This is a genomic window from Salmonella sp. SJTUF15581 (genome assembly GCF_043356775.1).
Classification (GTDB): Bacteria; Pseudomonadota; Gammaproteobacteria; order Enterobacterales; family Enterobacteriaceae; genus Salmonella; species Salmonella enterica.
Genome location: NZ_JBEUJY010000010.1, coordinates 134297 through 157843 on the forward strand (window position 1 = coordinate 134297; position 23547 = coordinate 157843).

At 55.2% G+C, this 23547-nt stretch carries 22 protein-coding genes and 1 pseudogene; 12 read left to right on the top strand and 11 right to left on the bottom strand.

The features are described from left to right. Positions 1-350 precede the first annotated feature (350 nt). Both panM and ABVN36_RS17365 read left to right on the top strand, forming a co-directional pair. A complete protein-coding gene (panM, locus tag ABVN36_RS17360) occupies positions 351-734 on the top strand; it encodes an aspartate 1-decarboxylase autocleavage activator PanM (protein WP_000778872.1) in 384 nt (127 codons plus the stop codon). Beyond that, a pseudogene (locus ABVN36_RS17365) lies at positions 719-813 on the top strand (hypothetical protein); the annotation flags it as partial. The gene panM and the pseudogene ABVN36_RS17365, both read left to right, overlap by 16 nt. A gap of 41 nt (positions 814-854) precedes the next feature. On the opposite strand, the gene livJ reads toward ABVN36_RS17365, so the two are convergent. The 5 genes from livJ to ftsY form a co-directional block, all read right to left on the bottom strand. Continuing rightward, on the bottom strand, positions 855-1958 hold the full coding sequence (gene livJ, locus ABVN36_RS17370) for a branched chain amino acid ABC transporter substrate-binding protein LivJ (protein WP_001747710.1): 1104 nt from the start codon (positions 1956-1958) through the stop codon (positions 855-857). 321 nt (positions 1959-2279) lie between these two features. Beyond that, on the bottom strand, positions 2280-3134 hold the full coding sequence (gene rpoH / locus ABVN36_RS17375; protein ID WP_000159621.1) for an RNA polymerase sigma factor RpoH: 855 nt from the start codon (positions 3132-3134) through the stop codon (positions 2280-2282). 245 nt (positions 3135-3379) lie between these two features. Continuing rightward, positions 3380-4435 carry a permease-like cell division protein FtsX gene (gene ftsX, locus ABVN36_RS17380; RefSeq protein ID WP_001081707.1) on the bottom strand — a complete coding sequence of 352 codons (1056 nt, stop codon included), beginning with the start codon at positions 4433-4435 and terminating at the stop codon, positions 3380-3382. After that, positions 4428-5096, bottom strand: a complete 669-nt coding sequence (gene ftsE / locus ABVN36_RS17385; RefSeq protein WP_000617729.1) for a cell division ATP-binding protein FtsE — start codon at positions 5094-5096, stop codon at positions 4428-4430. The genes ftsX and ftsE overlap by 8 nt, the downstream gene beginning before the upstream one ends. A 2-nt stretch (positions 5097-5098) precedes the next feature. Then, entirely contained in the window at positions 5099-6574 is a 1476-nt protein-coding gene (gene ftsY, locus ABVN36_RS17390) for a signal recognition particle-docking protein FtsY (RefSeq protein ID WP_023137384.1), read from the bottom strand. A gap of 125 nt (positions 6575-6699) precedes the next feature. Here ftsY and rsmD point away from each other — a divergent pair, with 125 nt between their 5' ends. Both rsmD and ABVN36_RS17400 read left to right on the top strand, forming a co-directional pair. Then, positions 6700-7296 carry a 16S rRNA (guanine(966)-N(2))-methyltransferase gene (gene rsmD, locus ABVN36_RS17395; RefSeq protein WP_000743275.1) on the top strand — a complete coding sequence of 199 codons (597 nt, stop codon included), beginning with the start codon at positions 6700-6702 and terminating at the stop codon, positions 7294-7296. Beyond that, entirely contained in the window at positions 7286-7555 is a 270-nt protein-coding gene (locus ABVN36_RS17400) for a DUF1145 family protein (protein WP_000906762.1), read from the top strand. Before rsmD ends, ABVN36_RS17400 begins: the two co-directional genes overlap by 11 nt. Before the next feature lie 21 nt (positions 7556-7576). On the opposite strand, the gene ABVN36_RS17405 is transcribed toward ABVN36_RS17400, so the two are convergent. Next, positions 7577-7948, bottom strand: coding sequence for a DUF2500 domain-containing protein (locus ABVN36_RS17405; protein ID WP_000042850.1), 372 nt, complete (start codon positions 7946-7948; stop codon positions 7577-7579). Between the two features lie 141 nt (positions 7949-8089). Between ABVN36_RS17405 and ABVN36_RS17410 the strand changes: the two genes are divergently transcribed. From ABVN36_RS17410 to ABVN36_RS17420, 3 genes are all read left to right on the top strand, one after another. After that, a complete protein-coding gene (locus ABVN36_RS17410; protein ID WP_000964735.1) occupies positions 8090-8716 on the top strand; it encodes a lysoplasmalogenase in 627 nt (208 codons plus the stop codon). 80 nt (positions 8717-8796) lie between these two features. After that, a complete protein-coding gene (zntA, locus tag ABVN36_RS17415) occupies positions 8797-10995 on the top strand; it encodes a Zn(II)/Cd(II)/Pb(II) translocating P-type ATPase ZntA (protein WP_000106657.1) in 2199 nt (732 codons plus the stop codon). Between the two features lie 196 nt (positions 10996-11191). Next, positions 11192-12835, top strand: a complete 1644-nt coding sequence (locus ABVN36_RS17420) for a methyl-accepting chemotaxis citrate transducer (protein ID WP_000789678.1) — start codon at positions 11192-11194, stop codon at positions 12833-12835. 23 nt (positions 12836-12858) lie between these two features. Here the strand turns inward: ABVN36_RS17420 and tusA are convergent, their stop codons facing one another. After that, the gene (gene tusA, locus ABVN36_RS17425; protein ID WP_001541054.1) at positions 12859-13104 is read right to left on the bottom strand and encodes a sulfurtransferase TusA; all 246 of its coding nucleotides are present in this window, start codon (positions 13102-13104) and stop codon (positions 12859-12861) included. 169 nt (positions 13105-13273) lie between these two features. Between tusA and ABVN36_RS17430 the strand changes: the two genes are divergently transcribed. Beyond that, complete coding sequence (locus ABVN36_RS17430; RefSeq protein ID WP_001518097.1) at positions 13274-13939, top strand: 7-cyano-7-deazaguanine/7-aminomethyl-7-deazaguanine transporter; 666 nt, start codon at positions 13274-13276, stop codon at positions 13937-13939. A 72-nt stretch (positions 13940-14011) separates the two neighbouring features. Further along, positions 14012-14569 carry a DcrB family lipoprotein gene (locus ABVN36_RS17435; RefSeq protein ID WP_001245277.1) on the top strand — a complete coding sequence of 186 codons (558 nt, stop codon included), beginning with the start codon at positions 14012-14014 and terminating at the stop codon, positions 14567-14569. 3 nt (positions 14570-14572) lie between these two features. On the opposite strand, the gene ABVN36_RS17440 is transcribed toward ABVN36_RS17435, so the two are convergent. Further along, entirely contained in the window at positions 14573-15832 is a 1260-nt protein-coding gene (locus ABVN36_RS17440) for an MFS transporter (RefSeq protein ID WP_077677850.1), read from the bottom strand. Positions 15833-15921: 89 nt separating this feature from the next. Here ABVN36_RS17440 and ABVN36_RS17445 point away from each other — a divergent pair, with 89 nt between their 5' ends. The 3 genes from ABVN36_RS17445 (at position 15922) to nikR (ending at position 18094) form a co-directional block, all read left to right on the top strand. Continuing rightward, a complete protein-coding gene (locus ABVN36_RS17445; protein WP_000179589.1) occupies positions 15922-16971 on the top strand; it encodes an AI-2E family transporter in 1050 nt (349 codons plus the stop codon). Between the two features lie 51 nt (positions 16972-17022). Continuing rightward, a complete protein-coding gene (acpT, locus tag ABVN36_RS17450; RefSeq protein WP_000285376.1) occupies positions 17023-17601 on the top strand; it encodes a 4'-phosphopantetheinyl transferase AcpT in 579 nt (192 codons plus the stop codon). A gap of 91 nt (positions 17602-17692) precedes the next feature. Beyond that, positions 17693-18094 (top strand): nickel-responsive transcriptional regulator NikR, encoded by a 402-nt coding sequence (nikR, locus tag ABVN36_RS17455; protein ID WP_001190057.1) that lies wholly within the window; start codon positions 17693-17695, stop codon positions 18092-18094. 101 nt (positions 18095-18195) lie between these two features. On the opposite strand, the gene ABVN36_RS17460 is transcribed toward nikR, so the two are convergent. Genes ABVN36_RS17460 through ABVN36_RS17470 form a run of 3 tightly spaced genes read right to left on the bottom strand, consistent with a single transcriptional unit; the run spans position 18196 to position 23125 of the window. Beyond that, on the bottom strand, positions 18196-19320 hold the full coding sequence (locus ABVN36_RS17460; RefSeq protein WP_001214764.1) for an ABC transporter permease: 1125 nt from the start codon (positions 19318-19320) through the stop codon (positions 18196-18198). Continuing rightward, entirely contained in the window at positions 19320-22061 is a 2742-nt protein-coding gene (rbbA, locus tag ABVN36_RS17465) for a ribosome-associated ATPase/putative transporter RbbA (protein WP_000202922.1), read from the bottom strand. The genes ABVN36_RS17460 and rbbA overlap by 1 nt, the downstream gene beginning before the upstream one ends. Beyond that, positions 22058-23125 carry an HlyD family secretion protein gene (locus tag ABVN36_RS17470; RefSeq protein ID WP_000359836.1) on the bottom strand — a complete coding sequence of 356 codons (1068 nt, stop codon included), beginning with the start codon at positions 23123-23125 and terminating at the stop codon, positions 22058-22060. The genes rbbA and ABVN36_RS17470 overlap by 4 nt, the downstream gene beginning before the upstream one ends. Positions 23126-23547 lie beyond the last annotated feature (422 nt).

Consider the following 23547-nt stretch of genomic DNA (forward strand, 5'->3'; position numbering starts at 1 on the left):
TAAATGGTGCGCTTTTTACTGACTCATTAATGAGTTAGCGCAGAATTTAAAGCATAATAAGATTAAAATCTCTATTTTTCAGTCTATTAAGAAAAGATAATATTCTGCTTTTCGCTATAGATAAACAAAAAAAAGCACGCTTGTCAGCATAAAATAACGGCATATTAAGCGGAATAATTCACTAGCATTCAGGGAATTATGCTGCCTGTTTTCCATTCTCTAATGCTTCAAACTGTAATTATCGTTGTTAAAAAATTAATAACCTGGTAAATGACACAAAAAAGAGAAAGCATCTGGCCTGCCTGTTTCGGTACACTGATCGCATCTTTTGAAATCGGGACAAGCCGTCGATGAAGCTGACCATTCTTCGTTTAGAACACTTTAGCGCTCAGGATCAGATCGATCTGGGCAAAATCTGGCCGGAATATTCCGCCTCCTCATTAAGCGTAGATGAAACGCACCGGATTTATGCCGCGCGGTTTAACGAGCGTTTGTTGGGCGCCGTAAGAGTGACGCTGAGCGGAACGCAGGGCGCGCTGGATTCCTTACGCGTGCGTGAAATCACCCGTCGTCGCGGCGTCGGGCAATACCTGGTAGAAGAAGTCATCCGCGATAATCCCAACGTCTCGTCGTGGTGGATGGCAGATGTCGGTGTTGAAGACCGTAGCGTGATGGCCGCGTTTATGCAGGCGTTAGGGTTTACGGCCCAGGCGGATGGCTGGGAAAAAAGATAAAAAAGCCGGATGGCGCTGACGCTTATCCGGCCTACATGCCGGGAGCAAAAAATAAAAAACCACCTCGCAATTTTCCAGGTATGTAGGCCGGGTAAGGCGAAGCCGCCACCCGGCACTCAATTACTTCGCGTCGGTCGCCGTACCATTCGCATGCCAGTCAAACACGCCGAACTCAAATCCTTTCAGATCGCCCTTCTCATCCCACGACAGCGGTCCCATTACGGTGTCGACCGTGGCGCCTTTCAGGTATTTGGCGATTTCCGCCGGATCGTCAGACTGGTTCAGACCCGCCTGCAACGATTGCAGCGCGGCGTAGGTGGTCCACACGAATGCGCCGCTAGGATCTTGTTTCTTGGCTTTGATGGCATCCACAATCGGTTTGTTCGCCGGGACCTGATCGTAGTTCTTCGGTTTGGTGACCAGTAAGCCTTCCGCCGACTCTCCGGCGATGTTAGACAGCGAGACGTTCGCCACCCCTTCCGGCCCCATAAACTGGGTTTTCAGCCCTGCGGCGCGGGACTGGCGCAAAATCTGCCCCATTTCCGGGTGATAACCGCCGTAGTAGACAAAGTCGATATTCTCTTTCTTCAGGCGCGCAACCAGAGTGGAGAAATCTTTTTCGCCAGCGGTGATGCCGTCAAAGAATACGACGTTAACGCCGCCTTTCTTCAGACCGTCCTGCACCGCGCGCGCCAGCCCTTCGCCGTACTGCTGCTTATCGTGGATAATCGCGATGCGCTGCGGTTTTACCTTCTCCAGAATATACTTTGCCGCCGTTGGCCCCTGGTCAGAGTCCAGGCCGGTCGTGCGCAAAATCAGGTTATAGCCGCGCGCGGTCAGCTCCGGCGCGGTCGCCGCCGGGGTTATCATCAGGATGCCTTCGTCTTCGTAGATATCAGACGCTGGCTGTGTGGAAGAGGAGCATAAGTGACCGATAACATACCTGATGCCGTCGTTCACCACTTTGTTAGCGACCGCTACCGCCTGTTTCGGGTCACAGGCGTCGTCATATTTCACCGCGACGAGCTTATCGCCTTTAATACCGCCTTTCGCATTGATATCGGCAATTGCCTGCTCCGCACCGGTAAATTCCTGGTCGCCATACTGCGCCACCGGACCGGACATCGCGCCGACAACCGCGACTTTAATGTCCTCGGCGAATGCCATATGGCTTAATGACAGGGCGATACATCCTGCCAATAACGTTTTACCCTTCATATTCATCCTGATAATCCCCATTATTCTGGTTGTTACGTGTGTTGTGGTGTTATTGTTCAGCACTTTATTTCGATTATTGGCTAGCTACCCGTGCTTTAGCAGCATACTCTGCTAAAACATACCCGATTTTTATTATTTTGGAATAGCTAAATTTACATCCAGATAACAGATTTGTGTCGGTGGGGGAGAGGAAGGGCCCGTAGGCCCGATAAGCGAAGCGCCATCGGGCAAACGTGTTGCCGGATGGCAGGGTAAACGCCTTATCCGGCCTACAAAAAACAAAACCCCCGAATTCACATTCGAGGGTTCATTGGCAATTCGCGAAGGTTACGCTTCGATCGCAGCGCGAAGCTTTTTCATGGCGTTCTTTTCAAGCTGGCGCACACGCTCAGCGGAGACGCCGTAACGATCGGCCAGCTCCTGCAACGTAGACTTATTGTCTTCGTCCAGCCAGCGAGCGCGGATAATATCCTGGCTACGCTCGTCGAGCCCCTGCATCGCGTCGGTCAGTCGGTTGGCGGCCTGCTCTTCCCAGTTATCGTCTTCAATGCCGTCGGCAAAGTTAGACGATTTATCCTGCAGATACAGCACCGGCGCCATTGGCTGGCTGTCGGACTCATCGTCCGAAGACATGTCAAACGTCATGTCCTGCGCCGCCATACGCGACTCCATCTCACGCACGTCTTTACTGGAAACACCCAGTTCGCGCGCCACCATTTCAACCTCATCCTGATTAAACCAGCCCAGACGCTGCTTGGTTTTACGCAGATTAAAGAACAGCTTACGCTGCGCTTTCGTGGTTGCGACTTTAACGATACGCCAGTTACGCAGCACGTATTCGTGAATTTCTGCTTTAATCCAGTGTACGGCGAAGGAGACCAGACGCACGCCTACTTCCGGGTTGAAACGGCGTACGGCTTTCATCAGGCCGATGTTGCCTTCCTGGATCAAATCCGCCTGCGGCAGACCATAGCCCGCATAGTTACGAGCAATATGAACAACAAAGCGCAGGTGAGACAGGATCAGCGTTTTAGCTGCTTCCAGATCGCCCTGGTAATGCAGCCTTTCAGCCAATGCCCGCTCCTCGTCAGCCGATAACATCGGCCACGCGTTCGCCGCCCGGATATAAGATTCCAGGTTGCCAACAGGGGCTAAAGCTAAATTTTGCATTTCTTTGGTCATTCAAATCCTCTCAATCAGTATTGCCTGGCACCGTCAGCGAGCAACAACCGTGCCAAAGCCGATGAGCAACGAGAATATCACCCACTCTTTTATCAGACAGTGATTTTATCCACAAGTTCAATGTAACATTGTGCATAATTTGCACAAATCTTGTGACATAAAGATGATGCGCGGGGAAGAGACAACAGGGACTCTTTCCCTGCGAACGGAAGCCCATTGCAGGGAAAGATTATACCACGATTTTATCAATCGGGAGTAAAGTGACGTAAATGTTGCACCGTGGCCAGCCAGGCGGCGATCCAGCCAATCATGGAACAGACCAGCAGCAGCAGTAGGCACTCATCGAACGATAAGCCATTGAGATCAAACTTCGTGCCGAAGACCTGCGCCACTTCAGTCACCGCCGATGATAAACGCATCACCAAAATTTCAGACAATATCAGTGAAAGAAACGCGCCGGAAAAACCGAGCAACGCGCCGCCATAGAGGAACGGACGCAGGATAAAGCCATCGGTCGCGCCAATCAGCTTTTGCACGTTAATGGTATCGCGACGGGCAAAAATGCTCAGGCGCACGCTGTTGCCGATAACGAGGAAGACCGCCGCGACCATCAGCACGCCGATCATCGCCGACACGCGGCCCACCAGCCCGGTGAGCGCCGCCAGGCGCGCAAACCAGCTATCATCCATGCGGACTTCGTCAATGCCGTTAATCTGCGAGATACGGTCGCGCAGCGTATTAAGCGAGGCGGTACTCTGGAAGTCCAGCTTGGGGATCACCACCGCCACCGCCGGTAGCGGGTTCTCTTCCAGCATGTCCAGCGCGCCGCCAAAACCCGACCAGTTGCGGAATTCTCCCAGCGCGTCCTCACGGGACAGGTAGTTGACCTTCTCAACGCCCTGCTCGGCCTGAAGCTGCCCAACGACCCGCGCCGCCGCGTCATCATCCAGCGTTTTTTGCAGATAAACGGTGATCTGCGGCGACGGATAATACTGAGTCGCCGCCTGGTTGACGTTCTTATAGACCATGTAACAGACGCTGGGCAGCGTCAGGGAGATGGCGATCACCATCACCGTTAGAAACGTCGCCAGCGGTTTGCTTTTCAGATCTTGCAGCGCGCCGTGCCAGGCATAGCGCACCTGTTCATTAAAGACATTCGTTTTACGTGAGTTCGGTTTCGGCGTCGGCTTCTGGCGTCCTGGCGCGTTGCGCCCGCCGCCTGTTCCGCCGCGAGACTTACGCAGTCGATCCAGCCGTCCGCCGAACTGCCTGATTTGGTTAATCGCGTCGCGCCTATTCATTGGCCAGGCCTCCATGCAGATGTCCATCGCTCAGGACGAGCTGCCTATAGGAACGACGGGAGATAAGTCCAATATCGTGCGTCGCCATCAGTACCGTCACCCCTACGCGGTTAAACTCTTCAAACAGACGTAAAATCCCTTCCGACAACGCGTCGTCCAGGTTCCCGGTCGGTTCATCCGCCAGCAATACCGCTGGCTTATTGACCACCGCGCGGGCGATGCCCACGCGCTGTTGTTCGCCTCCGGAGAGTTGAATCGGGAAGTTTCTCGCTTTGTCCAGTAGTCCAACCTTATCCAGCGCCGCCGACACACGACGACGGATATCATCGCCGCTGGCGCCGGCAATGATTAACGGTATCGCCACATTGTCATAAACCGTGCGATCCATCAGCAGATGGTGATCCTGGAAAATCATCCCAATCTGGCGGCGCAAAAACGGCACTTCGCGGTTTTTCAGGCGCGTAATATCATGCCCGCTGAAGAAGATTTTGCCGGCGCTGGGCCGCTCAATCCCACAGATTAGCTTCAGCAGGGTACTTTTCCCCGCGCCGGAGTGGCCGGTCAGAAACGCCATCTCGCCTGGCCGCATATGGAATGTCACTCCCTGCAGCGCTTGTCTCCCGCCGAGATAGGCCTTGCTGACATGTTCAAAGCGAATCATTGTTAATCCTCTCGGGCAAAAAGTGCCTCAATAAAATCGTCCGCCTTAAACGGACGCAAATCCTCGATACGTTCGCCCACGCCAATGTAACGGATAGGAATGCCAAACTGGTCAGCTACCGAGAAAATCACCCCGCCTTTCGCCGTACCGTCCAGCTTGGTCAGGGTAATACCGGTTAAGCCTACCGCTTCATGGAACAGTTTGGCCTGGCTTACCGCGTTCTGTCCGGTGCTGGCGTCAATGGTCAGCATAACTTCATGTGGCGCTTCTTCGTCCAGCTTTTTCATGACGCGAACGATTTTTTTCAGCTCTTCCATCAGGTGCGACTTGTTCTGCAAACGCCCTGCCGTATCGGCAATTAACACATCCACATTACGCGCCTTCGCGGCCTGGATAGCGTCAAAAATCACCGAGGCGGAGTCCGCGCCGGTATGCTGGGCGATAACCGGAATGTTGTTACGCTGTCCCCAGACCTGTAGCTGTTCGACCGCCGCCGCGCGGAAAGTATCCCCCGCCGCCAGCATCACTGATTTACCCTGCTGCTCAAACTGGCGCGCCAGTTTACCGATAGTGGTGGTTTTACCCACGCCGTTCACGCCAACCATCAGAATAACAAAAGGCGTTTTACCTTCAATATTAAGCGGTTCGTCTACCTTCGCCAGAATCTCGCCCATCTCGTCTTTCAACAGACCATACAGCGCCTCGGCATCTTTAAGCTGTTTGCGGCTGGCGCCTTCCGTCAGATTAGCGATAATCTTACGCGTGGTTTCTACCCCGACATCAGCGATGAGCAACTGCTCTTCCAGCTCCTCGAACAAATCATCGTCGATTTTCTTGCCGCGGAACAGACTGATAAATCCGGAACCGAGATTTTCTTTGGTTTTCAGCAGACTGCGTTTCAGGCGGGCAAAGAAACCTTCTTTAGTCGGTTTTTCCTGTTCCTGAACGATCGCTTCCACCGGCGCGTCTTCTTCCGCAGGCGGAACAACCATCACCGCCTCTTCCGCCGCCTGAGCGGCCAGCGCCTGCGCTTCCAGCTCTTCGTCGGTGAATTTCGCCGCGTTTTCGCCCTCTTCTTCTACCGCGGCAATGACCTCTACGGTTTCCGCTTCGGCCTGCCACTCTTCCGGCGAGATAGCCTCGTCTTTGACCTCTTCCGGCAGCGGCAACTCCTCGCGTTCCACCGCGATCTGCGGTGCTGCCGTCTCAATGGCCGCCGCGGGCTCCGGCTCTACCGGCTGCGGTTTTTCGCTCTCCTGAACTTTCTCAGTAACGTCCACCACCTCTTCCGCAAAGGCTTCTGTTTCTGCTTTGCTGTGCGCGGGCGTTTGCGCGTCTATGTCTGCCGCCGTTTCAACAGGGGGCTCAACCGGTCGTTGTTCCTCAACAATCTGCTGTTCTTCGGTCTGTTCCTGCTTCTGCTCTTTATCACCGAAGCCCAACCAGGAAAAGAAGCCACGTTTTTTCTGTTTTGCCATCTGCGACTACACCCCTCGCGGCGCTATATACATGGAAGCTAAAAAAATGATGAAATAGTCTATCACTTAACTTAATTCACATCACCGCCTGGAATAACTTGCAACAGGCGGTTCGAGCAAGAGAAATGAAAAAACCGACTCACTCTGGCAGCGGCCAAATCCGCATTATTGGCGGGCAATGGCGTGGCCGTAAATTACCGGTTCCGGACAGCCCGGGTCTGCGTCCCACCACCGATCGCGTGCGCGAAACGTTATTTAACTGGCTGGCTCCGGTAATGGTAGACGCCCATTGTCTGGATTGCTTTGCCGGCAGCGGCGCTCTGGGCCTGGAGGCGCTATCGCGTTATGCGGCCCAGGCAACGTTACTGGAAATGGATCGCGCCGTATCGCAGCAGTTGCAAAAAAATCTGGCGACGCTGAAAGCCAACAATGCTCGCGTCGTCAATACCAATACTCTGGCCTTCCTCAGCCAGCCGGGAACGCCGCATCACGTCGTCTTTGTCGACCCGCCGTTTCGTAAAGGGCTGCTGGAAGAGACGTTACAATTGCTGGAAACCCAGGGATGGCTGGCCGACGACGCGCTAATCTACGTAGAAAGCGAGGTGGAAAACGGTCTGCCGCCCGTTCCGGCGAACTGGGCATTGTATCGAGAAAAGGTGGCCGGACAGGTCGCTTATCGTCTGTATCAGCGCGACGCGCAAGGAGAAAATGATGTTGATTAATCTGGGCCGCTTATTAATGCTCTTCGTGTGGGCATTTTTGATTCTTAATCTGGTGCAACCCTTCCCGCGCCCGCTCAATATCTTCGTCAACGTGGCGTTGGTGTTCATGGCGCTGATGCACGGTATGCAGTTGGCGTTGCTGAAATCAACGATACCGAAAGAGGGTCCGCAGATGACGACGGGAGAGAAAATCCGCATTTTCCTGTTCGGCGTGTTTGAGCTGCTGGTCTGGCAGAAGAAGTTTAAGAACAAAAAATAACGTTTGCTGCCGGATGACGGTTTATTCGTTATCCGGGGTACGGCTAACAAACCCGACGAACCGCGTTCCCTTATAGCTCAGCGTACCTTGATCGCCCACCGTCAAAGCGTGGTACTGCTGCGCTTGTAAACGGAACGTTTTTTCCAGACCGCCATTGAGCGGCTTAAAACTTGCCTCATAGCGCATACTGGTTCCCGCCGGGCTCACTTCCTGCTGGCGAGAGCGTCGGTCATTAACCGGCTTCTCCCGTTTATTGCTGACCACGACCAGCTTTTGCTGTAACGGCGCCGCCTCATTAGCGGCTTTTTCCCGCCGTTGCTGAACGAAGCGGAACGACGCGGCAACTACGATTAATGCAATGATTATAATGAAGAAAAGCGGTGGCTTACTCATACTGTTAACCTGTCAGAAAATGCGGAAATAAGCATACCCTGCCCGTTATAGTGTTGTCATCTGACCGTCACGGCCTCTACACTGAATAATAGAGCCGCAAGCATACCGTTTGCGAAAAAATAACGAATTCAAGGAATTAAGATGCTTTGGTCGTTTATCGCTGTCTGCCTGTCCGCATGGCTGTATGTGGACGCCTCCTATCGCGGGCCAGCCTGGCAACGCTGGGTTTTTAAGCCCGTCACGTTATTACTGTTGCTGTTACTGGCCTGGCAAGCGCCGATGTTTGACGCCATCAGTTATCTTGTGTTGGCCGGGCTGTGCGCCTCGCTGGTCGGCGATGCGTTAACGCTCTTACCGCGTCAACGCCTGCTGTACGCCGTCGGGGCATTTTTCTTATCGCATCTGCTCTACACCATTTACTTTGCCAGCCAAATGACGTTGTCGTTCTTCTGGCCGCTGCCGCTGGCGTTACTGATAGTCGGCGCGTTGCTTATCGCCGTTATCTGGACGCGACTGGAGGAGCTACGCTGGCCGGTATGTACTTTTATCGCCATGACTCTGGTCATGGTCTGGCTGGCGGGCGAACTGTGGTTCTTCCGCCCAACGGCGCCAGCCCTTTCGGCCTTTACCGGCGCGACGCTGCTGTTTATCGGCAATATCGTCTGGCTGGGTAGCCATTACCGCCGCCGTTTCCGGGCGGATAACGCGATTGCCGCCGCCTGCTACTTTGCCGGACACTTCCTGATTGTTCGCTCGCTGTACCTGTAAATAATAGCGCTTGACTCTGGAGTCGACTCCAGAGTGTATCCTCCGGTTAATGAGAAAATTATCATCAACCGGAGGACGTTATGTCGACCCCTGATACCGATGGCAAAAAAGTCCCGCCCTTTACCTCCTTCAGATTAGCCCCGGCAATACAGAAGGCCGATAGCTGCTGCTGCGAAGAACATTGCGCGTCCAGCGCGCCTGTTTCTACTGCCGTGGCAGGCACGCGCTATACCTGGAAAATCTCCGGCATGGACTGCGCCGCCTGCGCCCGAAAAGTGGAGAATGCGGTCCGCCAAATTCGCGGCGTCAACCAGGCGCAAGTGCTGTTCGCCACCGAAAAGTTAGTGGTCGATGCCGACGCCGACCTCCGCGCGCAAATTGAACGCGCCGTACAGAAGGCGGGTTATACCTTGCGTAGCGAAGATTCGCGCGACGCCGCGCCTGAATCTCGTCTTAAAGAGAACCTGCCGCTTATTACGCTGATCATTATGATGGCGATAAGCTGGGGGCTGGAGCAATTTAACCACCCGTTCGGCCAACTGGCCTTTATCGTCACCACTCTGGTCGGTCTGTATCCTATTGCCCGCCAGGCGCTGCGGCTGATGAAAAGCGGCAGTTGGTTCGCTATTGAAACGCTGATGAGCGTCGCCGCCATTGGCGCGCTGTTTATTGGCGCGACGGCGGAGGCGGCAATGGTATTGCTGCTGTTCCTCATCGGCGAGCGCCTGGAAGGATGGGCCGCCAGCCGCGCCCGTAAAGGCGTCAGCGCGTTAATGGCGCTTAAACCGGAAACGGCGACCCGTCTGCGCGACGGCGTACGGGAAGAGGTCGCTATTAATACCCTGCGACCGGGCGATATTATCGAAGTCGCCGCCGGGGGGCGTTTACCCGCCGACGGTAAACTGGTTTCCGGTTTCGCCAGCTTTGATGAAAGCGCGCTCACCGGCGAGTCTATCCCAGTGGAGCGCGCAACGGGCGACAAAGTCCCGGCAGGCGCGACCAGCGTTGACCGTCTCGTCACCCTGGAGGTGCTATCTGAACCTGGCGCCAGCGCGATTGACCGTATCCTGACGCTGATTGAAGAGGCGGAAGAGCGCCGTGCGCCCATTGAGCGGTTTATTGACCGTTTCAGCCGCATCTATACGCCAGTCATTATGGTCATCGCGCTGCTGGTGACGCTTATTCCGCCGCTGATGTTCGATGGCGGCTGGCAGGAGTGGATTTATAAAGGGCTGACGCTGCTATTAATCGGTTGCCCGTGCGCGCTGGTGATCTCCACGCCCGCGGCCATTACCTCCGGGCTGGCGGCGGCGGCACGGCGCGGCGCATTGATAAAAGGCGGCGCAGCGCTGGAGCAACTGGGCCGTATCACGCAGGTCGCCTTTGATAAAACCGGTACGTTGACCATCGGTAAACCACGGGTGACGGCGATTCATCCGGCAAGCGGTATCAGCGAAGCTGAACTGTTGGCGCTGGCGGCAGCCGTAGAACAAGGCGCTACGCACCCGCTGGCGCAGGCTATTGTCCGCGAAGCGCAGACACGCGATCTGGCGATCCCGACGGCGGAATCGCAGCGAACGCTGGCCGGCACCGGGATTGAAGCGCAGGTTAACGGCGAACGTATTCTGATTTGCGCGGCGGGAAAACAGCCTGCGGCAGCGTTTGCCGGGCAAATTAGCGAACTGGAAAACGCCGGGCAGACGGTGGTTCTGGTGCTACGTAACGAGACCGTACTTGGCGTCCTCGCCCTCCAGGATACGTTGCGTGACGATGCGCGCGACGCCATCCGCGAACTACATCAGTTAGGCGTTAACGGCGTGATTCTGACTGGCGATAACCCACGGGCGGCGGCAGCGATTGCCGGCGAGCTGGATCTGGCGTTTAAAGCCGGGCTACTGCCGGAAGACAAGGTGCGGGCAGTCACCGCCCTTAACCAACAAGCGCCGCTGGCAATGGTGGGCGACGGCATTAATGATGCGCCCGCGATGAAAGCCGCCAGTATCGGAATTGCGATGGGCAGCGGTACTGACGTCGCGCTGGAAACGGCTGACGCCGCCCTTACTCATAACCGTCTGCGCGGGTTAGCGCAGATGATTACGCTGGCGCGCGCTACCCACGCGAATATCCGACAGAACATCACCATTGCGCTGGGGCTGAAAGCCATTTTCCTGGTGACGACGCTACTGGGTTTTACCGGGCTATGGCTGGCAATCCTGGCGGATACGGGAGCCACGGTATTAGTGACCGCCAACGCGCTACGTTTGCTGCGTAAAAACTAATCTTCTCCCACCCGGCGGCATGTCGCCGGGTTATCCCGCGGTATTCCTTTCTTTGTGCATATTATTCACGCGAAAATTATTTATTTTCTATTACTTATCAAACCATTAATCAGAAATAGCGTGATTTGATGTAAGGTTAATTTTTATCCAACCGATATTGATCATACCGTCTACAAAATAAGGAATGTTAGGCACTATGAAAAATATCAAAGTCATCACCGGCGTTATCGCGACGCTGGGCATATTTAGCGCCTTATTGTTGGTGACAGGAATACTGTTTTATTCCGCCGTCAGCAGCGATCGGCTGAATTTCCAGAATGCGAGCGCGCTGAGTTACCAACAACAGGAACTGGGCGGCAGTTTTCAGACATTGATCGAAACCCGCGTCACCATTAACCGCGTGGCGATACGCATGTTAAAAAATCAGCGCGATCCCGCCTCGCTGGACGCCATGAACACGCTGTTAACCAACGCTGGCGCGTCGCTCAACGAAGCGGAAAAGCATTTCAACAACTACGTGAACTCCGAAGCGATCGCAGGCAAAGATCCGGCGTTGGATGCCCAGGCCGAAGCCAGCTTTAAGCAGATGTATGACGTTTTGCAGCAGTCTATCCACTATCTTAAAGCCGATAATTACGCCGCCTATGGCAACCTTGACGCGCAAAAAGCGCAGGATGACATGGAGCAGGTATATGACCAGTGGCTCTCTCAAAATGCGCAATTAATAAAATTAGCCAGCGATCAGAATCAGAGCAGTTTTACCCAGATGCAATGGACGCTGGGGATAATTCTACTTATCGTACTCATCGTGCTGGCGTTTATCTGGCTGGGGCTGCAACGCGTTCTACTCCGCCCGCTGCAACGGATTATGGCGCACATTCAAACTATCGCCGACGGCGATCTTACCCATGAGATAGAGGCTGAAGGACGCAGTGAAATGGGCCAACTGGCCGCCGGTCTCAAAACGATGCAGCAGTCGTTAATCCGTACCGTCAGCGCGGTGCGCGATAACGCAGACTCTATCTATACTGGCGCAGGCGAAATTTCCGCCGGCAGCAGCGACCTCTCTTCCCGTACCGAACAGCAGGCCTCGGCGCTGGAGGAGACCGCCGCCAGCATGGAACAGTTAACCGCCACGGTACGGCAAAACACCGATAACGCACGCCAGGCGACGGGTCTGGCGAAAACCGCATCAGAAACCGCGCGTAAAGGAGGACGCGTGGTGGATAACGTAGTGAACACCATGAACGATATCGCCGAAAGCTCGGAAAAAATCGTGGACATCACCAGCGTGATTGACGGTATCGCCTTCCAGACTAATATCCTGGCGCTGAACGCCGCGGTAGAAGCCGCCCGCGCCGGCGAACAGGGGCGAGGATTCGCGGTCGTGGCCGGAGAGGTACGCACGTTGGCCAGCCGTAGCGCGCAGGCCGCCAAAGAGATCAAAGTGCTGATTGAAAACTCCGTGTCGCGCATTGATACCGGCTCTACGCAGGTACGCGAAGCGGGAGAAACCATGAAAGAGATCGTCAACGCCGTGACCCGCGTGACCGATATTATGGGCGAAATCGCCTCTGCCTCCGATGAGCAAAGCAAAGGCATTGAGCAGGTGGCGCAGGCGGTATCGGAAATGGACAGCGTGACGCAGCAAAACGCCTCGCTGGTAGAGGAATCCGCAGCAGCGGCGGCGGCGCTGGAAGATCAGGCTAACGAACTTCGTCAGGCGGTCGCCGCGTTCCGCATCCAGAAACAGCCTCGTCGGGAGGCATCGCCGACGCCGTTAAGCAAAGGTTTAACGCCACAGCCCGCCGCAGAACAGGCGAACTGGGAAAGCTTCTAATCAGAATGCTATCTGCCGTGCGGTTAATGCGCTTTACGCAATAAATAGCGGTACGGCAGACCCTCCGTCTCTTGCGCCAGCAAATCGTGTTCCATAAAGGTACAGAACCCCGGAATATCACGCGTCGTCGCCGGATCGTCGGCGATAATCAGCAATGTTTCGCCAGTTTGCATGTTGCGCACCGTTTTGCGCACCATCATTACCGGTTCAGGGCAACGCAGCCCCAGGGCGTCAAGCGTATGGTCAGGGGAGGAAAACAGATCGCTCATCTTCGTCTCAATGGTAGAAAAACGGCGATATTTTACGCCCATCTTCGTCAGTAAGCCAGGCAGGTTAACGATTGCGTGAAAATTAGCCATTGCAATGCCAGCGCAAAACAGTATTATGCGGCGGTTCTTTATTGGGTTCCCTCACCCCATCCAACAAAAAGGTCACAATATGACTCCGTTTACACAATCACAGCGCGTAAAAGCGTTGTTCTGGCTATCGCTATTCCATTTACTGGTGATCATTTCCAGTAACTATCTGGTGCAGCTCCCCATCACTATTTTTGGTTTCCACACGACCTGGGGCGCGTTTAGTTTTCCTTTTATTTTTCTCGCCACCGATCTTACCGTGCGTATTTTTGGCGCACCGCTGGCGCGCCGCATTATCTTCGCCGTCATGATCCCTGCGCTGCTGGTGTCATATGTGGTGTCATCGCTGTTCTATATGGGCGCCTGGCAAGGTTTCGCCGCGCTGGCGAACTTTAATCTGTTCGTCGCCCGTATCGCCGCCGCCAGCTTTATGGCCTACGCGCTGGGACAGATCCTTGATGTCCATGTGTTTAACCGCCTGCGCCAAAATCGTCGCTGGTGGCTGGCGCCGACCGCTTCAACGCTGTTTGGCAATATCAGCGATACCCTTGCCTTTTTCTTCATTGCGTTCTGGCGAAGCCCCGATGCCTTTATGGCCGGGCACTGGATGGAAATTGCGCTAGTGGATTATTGCTTTAAGGTGCTCATCAGCATTATTTTCTTCCTGCCGATGTACGGCGTTCTACTGAATATGTTGCTGAAAAAGCTGGCAGATAAATCTGAAATTTCCCCATTACCGGCAAGTTAAAGGTTCGTTTTCCGAGTTGTGATAAGATGAGCGAATGAGCCGTTATGGCCGTTTATCGAAAGGAAGAAGTCAATGCGCAATTTGGTTAAATATGCCGGTATTGGCCTGCTGGTTATGGGGCTTGCGGCCTGTGATAACAACGATACAAAAGCGTCGGCAGAAAGCGCCGCCGCAGAAAGCCAGGCCTCCGGTCAGCCCATCAGCCTGATGGATGGCAAACTCAGTTTCTCACTGCCGGCGGATATGACCGATCAAAGCGGTAAGCTGGGCACCCAGGCGAATAATATGCACGTTTATTCTGACCCGACGGGCCAGAAAGCGGTGATTGTTATCGTCGGCGATAATACCGATGAAGCGTTGCCGGTGCTGGCGAACCGCCTGCTTGAGCAACAGCGTAGCCGTGACCCGCAGCTTCAGGTCGTTACCAATAAGTCTATTGAGCTCAAAGGCCATACGTTGCAACAACTGGACAGCATTATCTCCGCGAAGGGCCAGACGGCGTACTCTTCCATCGTGCTGGGCAAAGTGGATAACCAATTGCTGACGATTCAGGTCACGCTGCCTGCGGACAATCAGCAAAAAGCGCAAACCACGGCTGAAAACATCATCAATACGTTGGTTATTAAGTAACCTTTACGATGATGATGCGGCCTCCGGCAGTGCAGACGGAGGCCGTTTTTTTAAGCGCCAGGTCAGCAATAGCGCCATCGTTACCAGCCCGGCTGCCGCCAGATAAATCACCGGCACGCCCGCCCAGGTCATCACCAGCCCCGCCAGCGGCCCGGTAACCCCCAAAGACATATCCATAAAGACGGTATAGGTCGCCAGCGCCGCGCCCTGGTTCTGCGGCGGCACGGCTTTGACGGCCACCACGCCCAGCGCCGGAAAGACCAGCGAAAACCCCATCCCCGTGAGTAAAACGCCGATTTTTGCCATCCACGGCATGGCTGCCGTTCCCACCAGTAACAGACCAATAATCTCCACGCCAAAGCAGATCATGGCGACATTCAACCCGCCTAAACGATTGATGCCGTTAGGGAACAGCAAACGCGTGCCGACAAACGCGACGCTAAATAACGTGAGCGCAAAGGCGGCGCCATCCCAACCTTTAGCATCATAAAATAAGGTAATAAACGTCGCGATGACGCCAAACCCTGCCGAGGCCAGCGCCAACGCCATACCATACAGCCAGACACGCCCCAGCACCGCGCGAAACGGCAGCGGCTTGCCTTTGTTCGCCTTCACCGACGGACGTGGAAGGGCTAACAGTACCGCCAACAGCGCCACGCCCATCACCGTTAGCGCCAGTCCCTGTAACCCGCCCCAGGCATAACACAGCACGCCCAGCGGCGCGCCCATCGCCATTGCGCCGTAGGTGACGATACCGTTCCAGGAGATGACCCGACCAATATGCAACGACCCGACGACGCCGACGCCCCATAGTGTCGAACCGGTGCCGGCAAAACTTTGCCCAATCCCCAAAATCACGCGACCCAGCCCCAGTAGCAACAAACTGATCATCGGCCAGGCGCTGGCGATATCCGCCAGCAGGTAGCCGAGTCCGCTTAAAAAACAGCCGCATAAGCCAAAGACAACGATTTTTTTCGGCCCTAATACATCCGCATACCGCCCGGCATGGGGACGGCTTAACAGAGTGGCGAAGTATTGCAGGCTGATAATAAGCCCCGCCCAGAACGCGCTGAATCCCATCGCATCATGCACATAGCCGGGCAAGACGGCGAGCGGCAGGCCGATGGTCAGGTAGCTGGCAAAGTTAAACATCACAATGGAGACAATACGCAGATTGAGGCGCAATCCGTTTAGCGCCGGTTCAGCGACGGGTTCGGGCATGAGTATCACCGCATTTTTACAACATGTTTTCTTTTCTATCATGGCGCGCGGTGAAAATCAGTAGTGAGATTCAGATTATCGGTATCAGGGCAGCCGCTACACTTAGAAAAAAACACAACAAGGAAAACTTCATGGCAACCGCTCAACCCGACAAAACGGGTATGCATATTCTGCTGAAACTGGCCTCCCTGGTTATTATTCTCGCCGGGATTCATGCCGCGGCGGATATTATTGTACAACTCTTGCTGGCGCTCTTTTTTGCCATCGTTCTTAATCCATTAGTGACCTGGTTTATTCGCCGGGGCGTGAAGCGACCGCTGGCGATTACTATCGTGGTGGTCGTCATGCTGATCGTGCTTACCGCGCTGGTGGGTGTGCTTGCCGCATCGCTTAATGAATTTATCGCTATGCTGCCTAAATACAGCAAGGAGCTGACGCGTAAAGTCTTACACCTTCAGGAGTTAATGCCCTTCCTGAATTTACATATGTCACCGGAACGTATGCTCCGCGGGATGGATTCCGATAAAATCATGCTCTTCACCACAACATTAATGACCGGCGTATCGGGCGCGATGGCAAGCATTGTGCTGCTGGTGATGACCGTGGTTTTTATGCTGTTTGAGGTGCGTCACGTGCCTTATAAATTACGTTTCGCGCTAAACAATCCACAAATCCATATTGCCGGCCTGCACCGCGCCCTGAAAGGCGTCTCGCATTATCTGGCGCTGAAAACGCTGCTCAGTTTATGGACGGGCGCGATTATCTGGCTGGGACTGGCGTTAATGGGTATTCAGTTTGCGCTAATGTGGGGCGTACTGGCCTTTTTGCTCAATTACGTTCCTAATATCGGCTCGGTGATTTCCGCCGTTCCCCCCATGATTCAGGCGCTGTTATTTAACGGTTTTTACGAGTGCGTACTGGTCGGCGCGCTCTTTTTGGTGGTCCATATGGTGATTGGCAACATTATGGAGCCACGCATGATGGGCCATCGTCTGGGAATGTCCACGCTGGTGGTATTTCTTTCGTTATTGGTCTGGGGATGGCTATTAGGCCCGGTCGGGATGCTCTTGTCCGTTCCTTTGACCAGCGTCTGCAAAATCTGGATGGAAACCACTAAAGGCGGCAGCAAGCTGGCGATCTTACTGGGGCCAGGCCGACCGAAAAGCCGTTTACCGGGTTGAGGCGACAGATGCTACAATCTCCTCTTCTTCATAGGCAACGTTGGTCCTGATATGTACCAGGTCGTTCTGGGAAAAGTGTCAACATTAAGCGCAGGTCAATTGCCCGACGCGTTAATCGCTCAGGCGCCGCAGGGCGTTCGCCGGGCAAGCTGGCTGGCCGGGCGCGTGCTGCTTTCCCGTGCGCTCTCGCCGCTACCGGAGATGGTGTATGGCGAACAGGGTAAACCGGCTTTTTCCGCCGGAGCGCCGCTGTGGTTTAACCTCAGTCATAGCGGCGACACTATTGCTCTGTTGCTTAGCGACGAAGGTGAAGTCGGCTGCGATATTGAAGTGATCCGCCCGCGCGATAACTGGCGTTCGCTAGCAAATGCGGTATTCAGCCTCGGCGAACATGCTGAAATGGAAGCGGAACGTCCGGAGCAACAACTGGCGGCATTCTGGCGTATCTGGACGCGTAAAGAAGCCATCGTAAAACAACGCGGCGGCAGCGCCTGGCAAATCGTCAGCGTGGACAGCACGTTGCCCTCTGCCTTGTCGGTCAGCCAGTGTCAGCTCGATACGCTCAGTCTGGCAGTCTGTACCCCCACACCGTTTACGCTGACGCCGCAGACGATAACGAAAGCGTTATGACACATTAATTTTTCCCTCTGGCGGCGGACGTGTGTTACAAAATGCGGAGCTTCCCATGCGCCGACGCGCCATACCAAAAGGTTTAAGTCAGATGCAACGTGTCACCATCACCCTCGATGACGATTTACTGGAAACGCTGGACAGCCTGAGCCAGCGACGCGGCTATAACAATCGCTCCGAAGCGATCCGTGATATTTTGCGCGGCGCTCTGGCGCAGGAGGCCACTCAGGAACACGGCACACAGGGTTTCGCGGTACTTTCATATGTTTATGAACATGAGAAACGGGATTTAGCCAGCCGCATCGTCTCCACCCAGCATCATCATCATGATTTATCCGTCGCCACGCTGCACGTCCATATCAACCACGATGACTGTCTGGAGATCGCCGTTCTGAAGGGCGATATGGGCGACGTACAGCATTTTGCCGATGATGTTATCGCCCAGCGCGGCGTGCGCCACGGCCACTTGCAGTGTTTGCCGAAAGAAGACTAACGCCCCAGCGCTTTGCCGGGGGCGCTTCGCTTGCCCGGCCTACGTTCGCACGTCGTCGTTTGTAGGCCGGATGAGGCGCAGCCGCCCTCCGGCAATAATGTTTACGCCATTGTGCCAATCGTTTTTCTGAAGCGTAACAGCGCTATCAGGAAGAACACGCCGCCTATCGCCAGCAGGGTCAGGAACTGCGGCCAGACGATACTCAAACCTGCGCCGCGATAAAGAATAGCCTGGGCAAGGCTGACAAAATGCGTCGTCGGCATGGTCAGCATAATATCCTGCACCGCCTGCGGCATACTTTCGCGCGGCGTGGAACCGCCGGAAAGCATTTGTAGCGGCAACAGTACCAGAATCATTAATAACCCCAGTTGCGGCATCGAACGGGCGATGGTGCCCATAAAAATCCCAATTGAAGTGGTGGCGAACAGGCTCAGCGCCACGCCCAACATAAACAATGGGATCGATCCTTCAATCGGTACGCCAAGTACGCCTTTCACCATCAGCATCAAAGACAAACCGGAAACCACCAGCACGACCAGCCCCATCGACCACACTTTTGCCATCATGATCTCAAAGGGCGTGACCGGCATCACCAACAGATGCTCTACCGTGCCGTGTTCTCGCTCGCGGATCAGCGCCGATCCGGTCAGCACTATCGCCAGCATGGTAATGTTGTTGATAATCGCCATCACGCCGCCAAACCACGCCGGGTCCAGATTCGGGTTAAAGCGCATCCGAATCTCCAGCGACACCGGCTGAACGTTATCTCCCCGCGCGCGCGCCACAAAGCTGTTGACCTCGCCGCTAATAATATTCTGGATATAACTGTTGCCGGTAAACGCCTGGCTCATGCGCGTCGCATCGACGTTAACCTGAATATCAGGCTGACGTCCGGCCAGCACATCACGCTGGAAATTCGGCGGAATATTGACCGCAAAGGTATAGCGTCCGGCATCCAGTCCGGCATCCATTTCCGTTGCCGTAATCATCTCCGGCGGCAGAAACCACGGGCGGTAAAAACTATTCACAATACGGTTCGACAACTGTGACTGATCCATATCGGCGATGGCGATAGGGGCAAGATGCAACGAACCGGGCAGGACGGTAGCGGAGGAGTAAACCGAAATCGTAAAGGCGAAGACGATCAGCGACAGCATCGCTTTGTCGCCCAGCAGACTGCGCAGTTCTTTAACGCCGAGGTTATAAATATTACGTAATCCGCGCATTACCCCTCCTGTTTTTTCAGCAGCAGAATGCTCAGACCCATCACCACCGGGACGGCAATCAGTAACGGCATAAATAACGGCCAGAGATCGGACAGATCCAACGCTTTGGAAAACGTCCCGCGCGCGATCGTCAGAAAATGGCTGGTCGGGTAGATCTCGCCGATCCATCTTCCCGGCCCTTCCAGCGAAGCCACCGGATCGATCATGCCGGAAAATTGTGTTGCCGGAATGAGGGTAATAATCGACGTCCCAAAAATAGCGGCGATTTGGCTCTTCATAAACGTGGAGATCAGCAGCCCCAGACCGGTGGCGATGATGACGTAAAGTAGCGCCGCGAGGGTAAGCGTGAGAAAGCTGCCTTTCAGCGGCACGCCGAACACAAAGACCGACAGCGCGCACAGTAGCAAGAAGTTCAGCATACCCAGCGCGATATACGGCAGTTGTTTACCCAGCAAAAATTCGCTGCGCGTCGTCGGCGTTACGTACAGATTAATCATCGACCCCAGCTCTTTCTCCCGCACCACGCTCAGGGCGCTAAGCATTGACGGGATCATCATGAGCAGCAGCGGAATGACCGCCGGAACGATAGCGGGCAGACTTTTCACATCCGGGTTATAGCGATAGCGCGTTTCAATGTTGAGCAGCCCGGCCTGTTTAACCGGGTTCGGCTGACGACTTGCCGCCTCCTGCAGCCAGCTTTGGTGCATCGCCTGAACGTACCCCTTCACCGTCTCGGCGCGGCTGGGCATGGCGCCATCCACCCAGACGCCAATCTGCGCTGGCGTACCGCGAGCAATATCGCGGCCAAAATTAGGCGGGATCTCAATGGCAACCGCCAACTCTCCCGAACGCATCCGCCGGTCAAGCTCGTCATAGCTGGCGAGCGGCGGCTGTTCGATAAAATAGCGCGATCCCGCCAGATTGAGCGACCATGCCTGGCTGCTGACGGTTTGATCGCGGTCGAGTACGGCAAAACGCAGGTTCTCCACGTCCATACTGATGCCATAGCCCATAATCAGCATCAGAATTACCGTTCCCAGCAGCGCCAGCGTCGAGCGTACCGGATCGCGGCGTAGCTCCAGCGCTTCGCGGCGACTGTAGCTGAACAAACGCCGGAAGCTCAATCCCTGCCGCGACGGTTTACCTGACGCGGCGGGCGTCTGGGATGGCGGTATTGGGGTTTCAGGCGCCGCTCCCGCAGCTTCCTGTAGCCAGGAGATAAACGCCGCTTCCAGATTGGCCGCGCCCCGCTGTTGCACCAATTCCTGCGGCGTACCGCTGGCGAGCACTTTACCGGCGTGCATCAATGACATTCGGTCGCAACGTTCCGCTTCGTTCATAAAATGGGTCGAGATAAAAATCGTCACCTTATCCTGACGCGAAAGATCGACCATAAGCTGCCAGAACATATCCCTGGCGACCGGATCAACGCCGGACGTTGGCTCATCAAGAATCAGCATTTCCGGGCGATGGATCACCGCTACCGCCAGCGATAAACGCTGGCGGATACCGAGCGGCAACGAAGCGGGGAGCGTATCTTCCACCTCCGTTAGCATAAAGCGTTCGATCATCTGCGCGACGCGCGCCGGGATCTCCGCTGGCGGAATATGAAACAGGCGGGCATGAAGTTCCAGATTCTGCCGCACGGTGAGTTCGTTATAGAGCGAAAAAGCCTGCGACATATACCCGACCCGGCGACGAGTATCGATGTCGTTCGGGTCCACCGGCTGGCCAAATAGCCAGGCCTGGCCTTCGCTGGCGGGAAGCAGACCGGTCAGCATTTTCATGGTGGTCGATTTGCCGCAACCGTTTGAACCGAGGAAGCCAAAAATCTCGCCGCGCGGAATGCGGAAATTAACATGGTCAACCGCGACGAACTTACCGAAGCGCATGGTCAGATCTTTCGCCTCAATGGCAATCTCTTCCTGCTCAGCGTGATACGGCGGGATCACCACTGGCTTATGCGCCTGGCGCTGCGCTTCTGGCAACAGGGCGATAAACGCCTGTTCCAGCGTCGCACTATGGGTTTTTGCCCGCAGTTGCTGCGCGCTGCCGGTTGCCAGTATCTCGCCCGCATTCATCGCCACCAGCCAGTCAAAACGCTCCGCCTCTTCCATATAGGCCGTTGCGACCAACACGCTCATATTGGTCTGCCGTTGGCGGATACTGTCGATTAAGTCCCAGAACTGAGCGCGGGAGAGCGGGTCCACGCCGGTGGTAGGCTCATCAAGAATCAGCAATTCCGGGTCATGAATCAGCGCACAGCACAGCCCCAGCTTTTGTTTCATCCCACCGGACAGCTTCCCGGCAGGACGGTCACGAAACGGCGCCAGGCCGGTGCTGTTCAGCAGCTCGGTAATACGCGCTTCGCGTTCAGCTTTGTCATGACCAAAGAGACGAGCGAAAAAATCGACGTTCTCATAAACCGATAATGTGTGATAAAGGTTTTTCCCCAGCCCCTGCGGCATCCAGGCGATGCGCGGACAGACGTCGCGGCGATGTTTCGCATCGCGCATATCGCCGCCCAGGACGATAACGTTCCCTTGCTCAATCACCCGCGCGCCAGAAATCAGCGACAGCAGGCTCGACTTACCCACCCCGTCCGGACCAATCAGCCCGACCATACTACGGGCGGGAATGTCCAGCGTGATATTGTTCAGCGCGACCGTTTTTCCGTAATGCTGGCTCACCCCCTCAAGCTGCGCCACGGGAGGAACAGGCACCAGCGTCAGCGACGTCATTGCGACAGCCTCACGCTTAGAGCGTCAGGCCAGGGCACGCGCTCATCCAGACGAACCCAGGCCATTCCCGGCAAACCGGTTTTGACATATTCCAGATGCTGTCGCAGCAGCTCTGGCGGAATACGCGCTTTGACGCGGAACATCAGCTTCAGCCGTTCATCGTGGGTTTCCACGGTTTTGGGCGTGAACTGCGCCACGCTGGCGACAAAACTGATCGTCGCCGGGATACGCAGATCCGGCGCGGCGTCCAGCACCAGTCGCGCTTCGCCGCCGATCTTCAACAACCCCGCCTGTTCGGTCGGCAGGAAAAATGTCATATAAACGTCGCTGAGATCGACCATGTTCAACACCCGGCCGCCAGCCGATAACACTTCGCCCGGCTCCGCAACGCGGTACTGCACGCGTCCATCGCGCGGCGCTTTTAATTCGCTGTCGTCGATGTCGGCGACAATACGCCGCTCGGTCGCCTGCGCCGCTTCCACGCGCGTTTGCGCCTGGATAATACTGGTACGCGCCGCCTCAATCGCCGCTTTTGCCGCAGATACCTGCGCTTTGGCGGTCTCGAGGGCGGCGCGCGCGCTTTCCGCCGCCGCGCGATCGTCATCTAACTGTTGTACAGATACCGCGCCACGCTGCGACAGCGAACGGGAACGCACGTGACGTTTAGAGACGGAGTCCAGCTCAGCTTCCCGCTGTTTGACGACCGACTGCGCGGCGCGCATTTCACTCTGGCGTTGCTCCAGCAAGGCGCGGGCGGCGGCAACTGCGCTCTCGGCCTCTTTAATCTGCGCAATCGCCTCCAGCCGCTGCTCCTGCAGTACGCGGGTATCCATTTTCGCCAGCACCTCGCCCTGACGAACGAACTGCCCTTCCGAAACGAGGATGGTATCAATACGCCCGGCAATCTTAGTGGCAATATCCACTTCGGTGGCTTCAATTCTGCCGTTGCTGGCGGCAAATCCCTCCGGTATTCCCGCAGGGCGCAGCATCCACCAGGCTATCGCGGCCACCGCTACAAGAATCCCCGCTCCCCACCACACCAGATGACGCTTCATTTTGTCCATAATCGACCCGCCGTAATCCCTGTTGTCTAACCATGCGTGTCACAAAGTCCGCCGGGCGTGCGCTCAGCGGGGGTTTCCATTCGGGATAAGAATGAAAAAAGAAAAGGGGCCAGACGACGAACAGACGCCGATGAAGCGCTCGCCGTCAAAGGGAGTGAATGATGTAGGTACCCGGAAAAGAGGGAGTAATGTTGTCATCATCAGCGTTCCTGGCCGTAAATGAAACACGCATACTCATAACTGCTATAAATCGATACTAACACCTCTGTCCGGGATGTCTATTCGCTTATTGTTTGTAATGGTACTTAGCGTTTTGCCGCTGTGTAGAGACATTAAAGTTGTATCCTTTAACCTGAAAAAGACTTTAAAGTTGTAAAGTTTTAAAAAAACACATACAAAACATGATGCTAAGTGTGTATCAC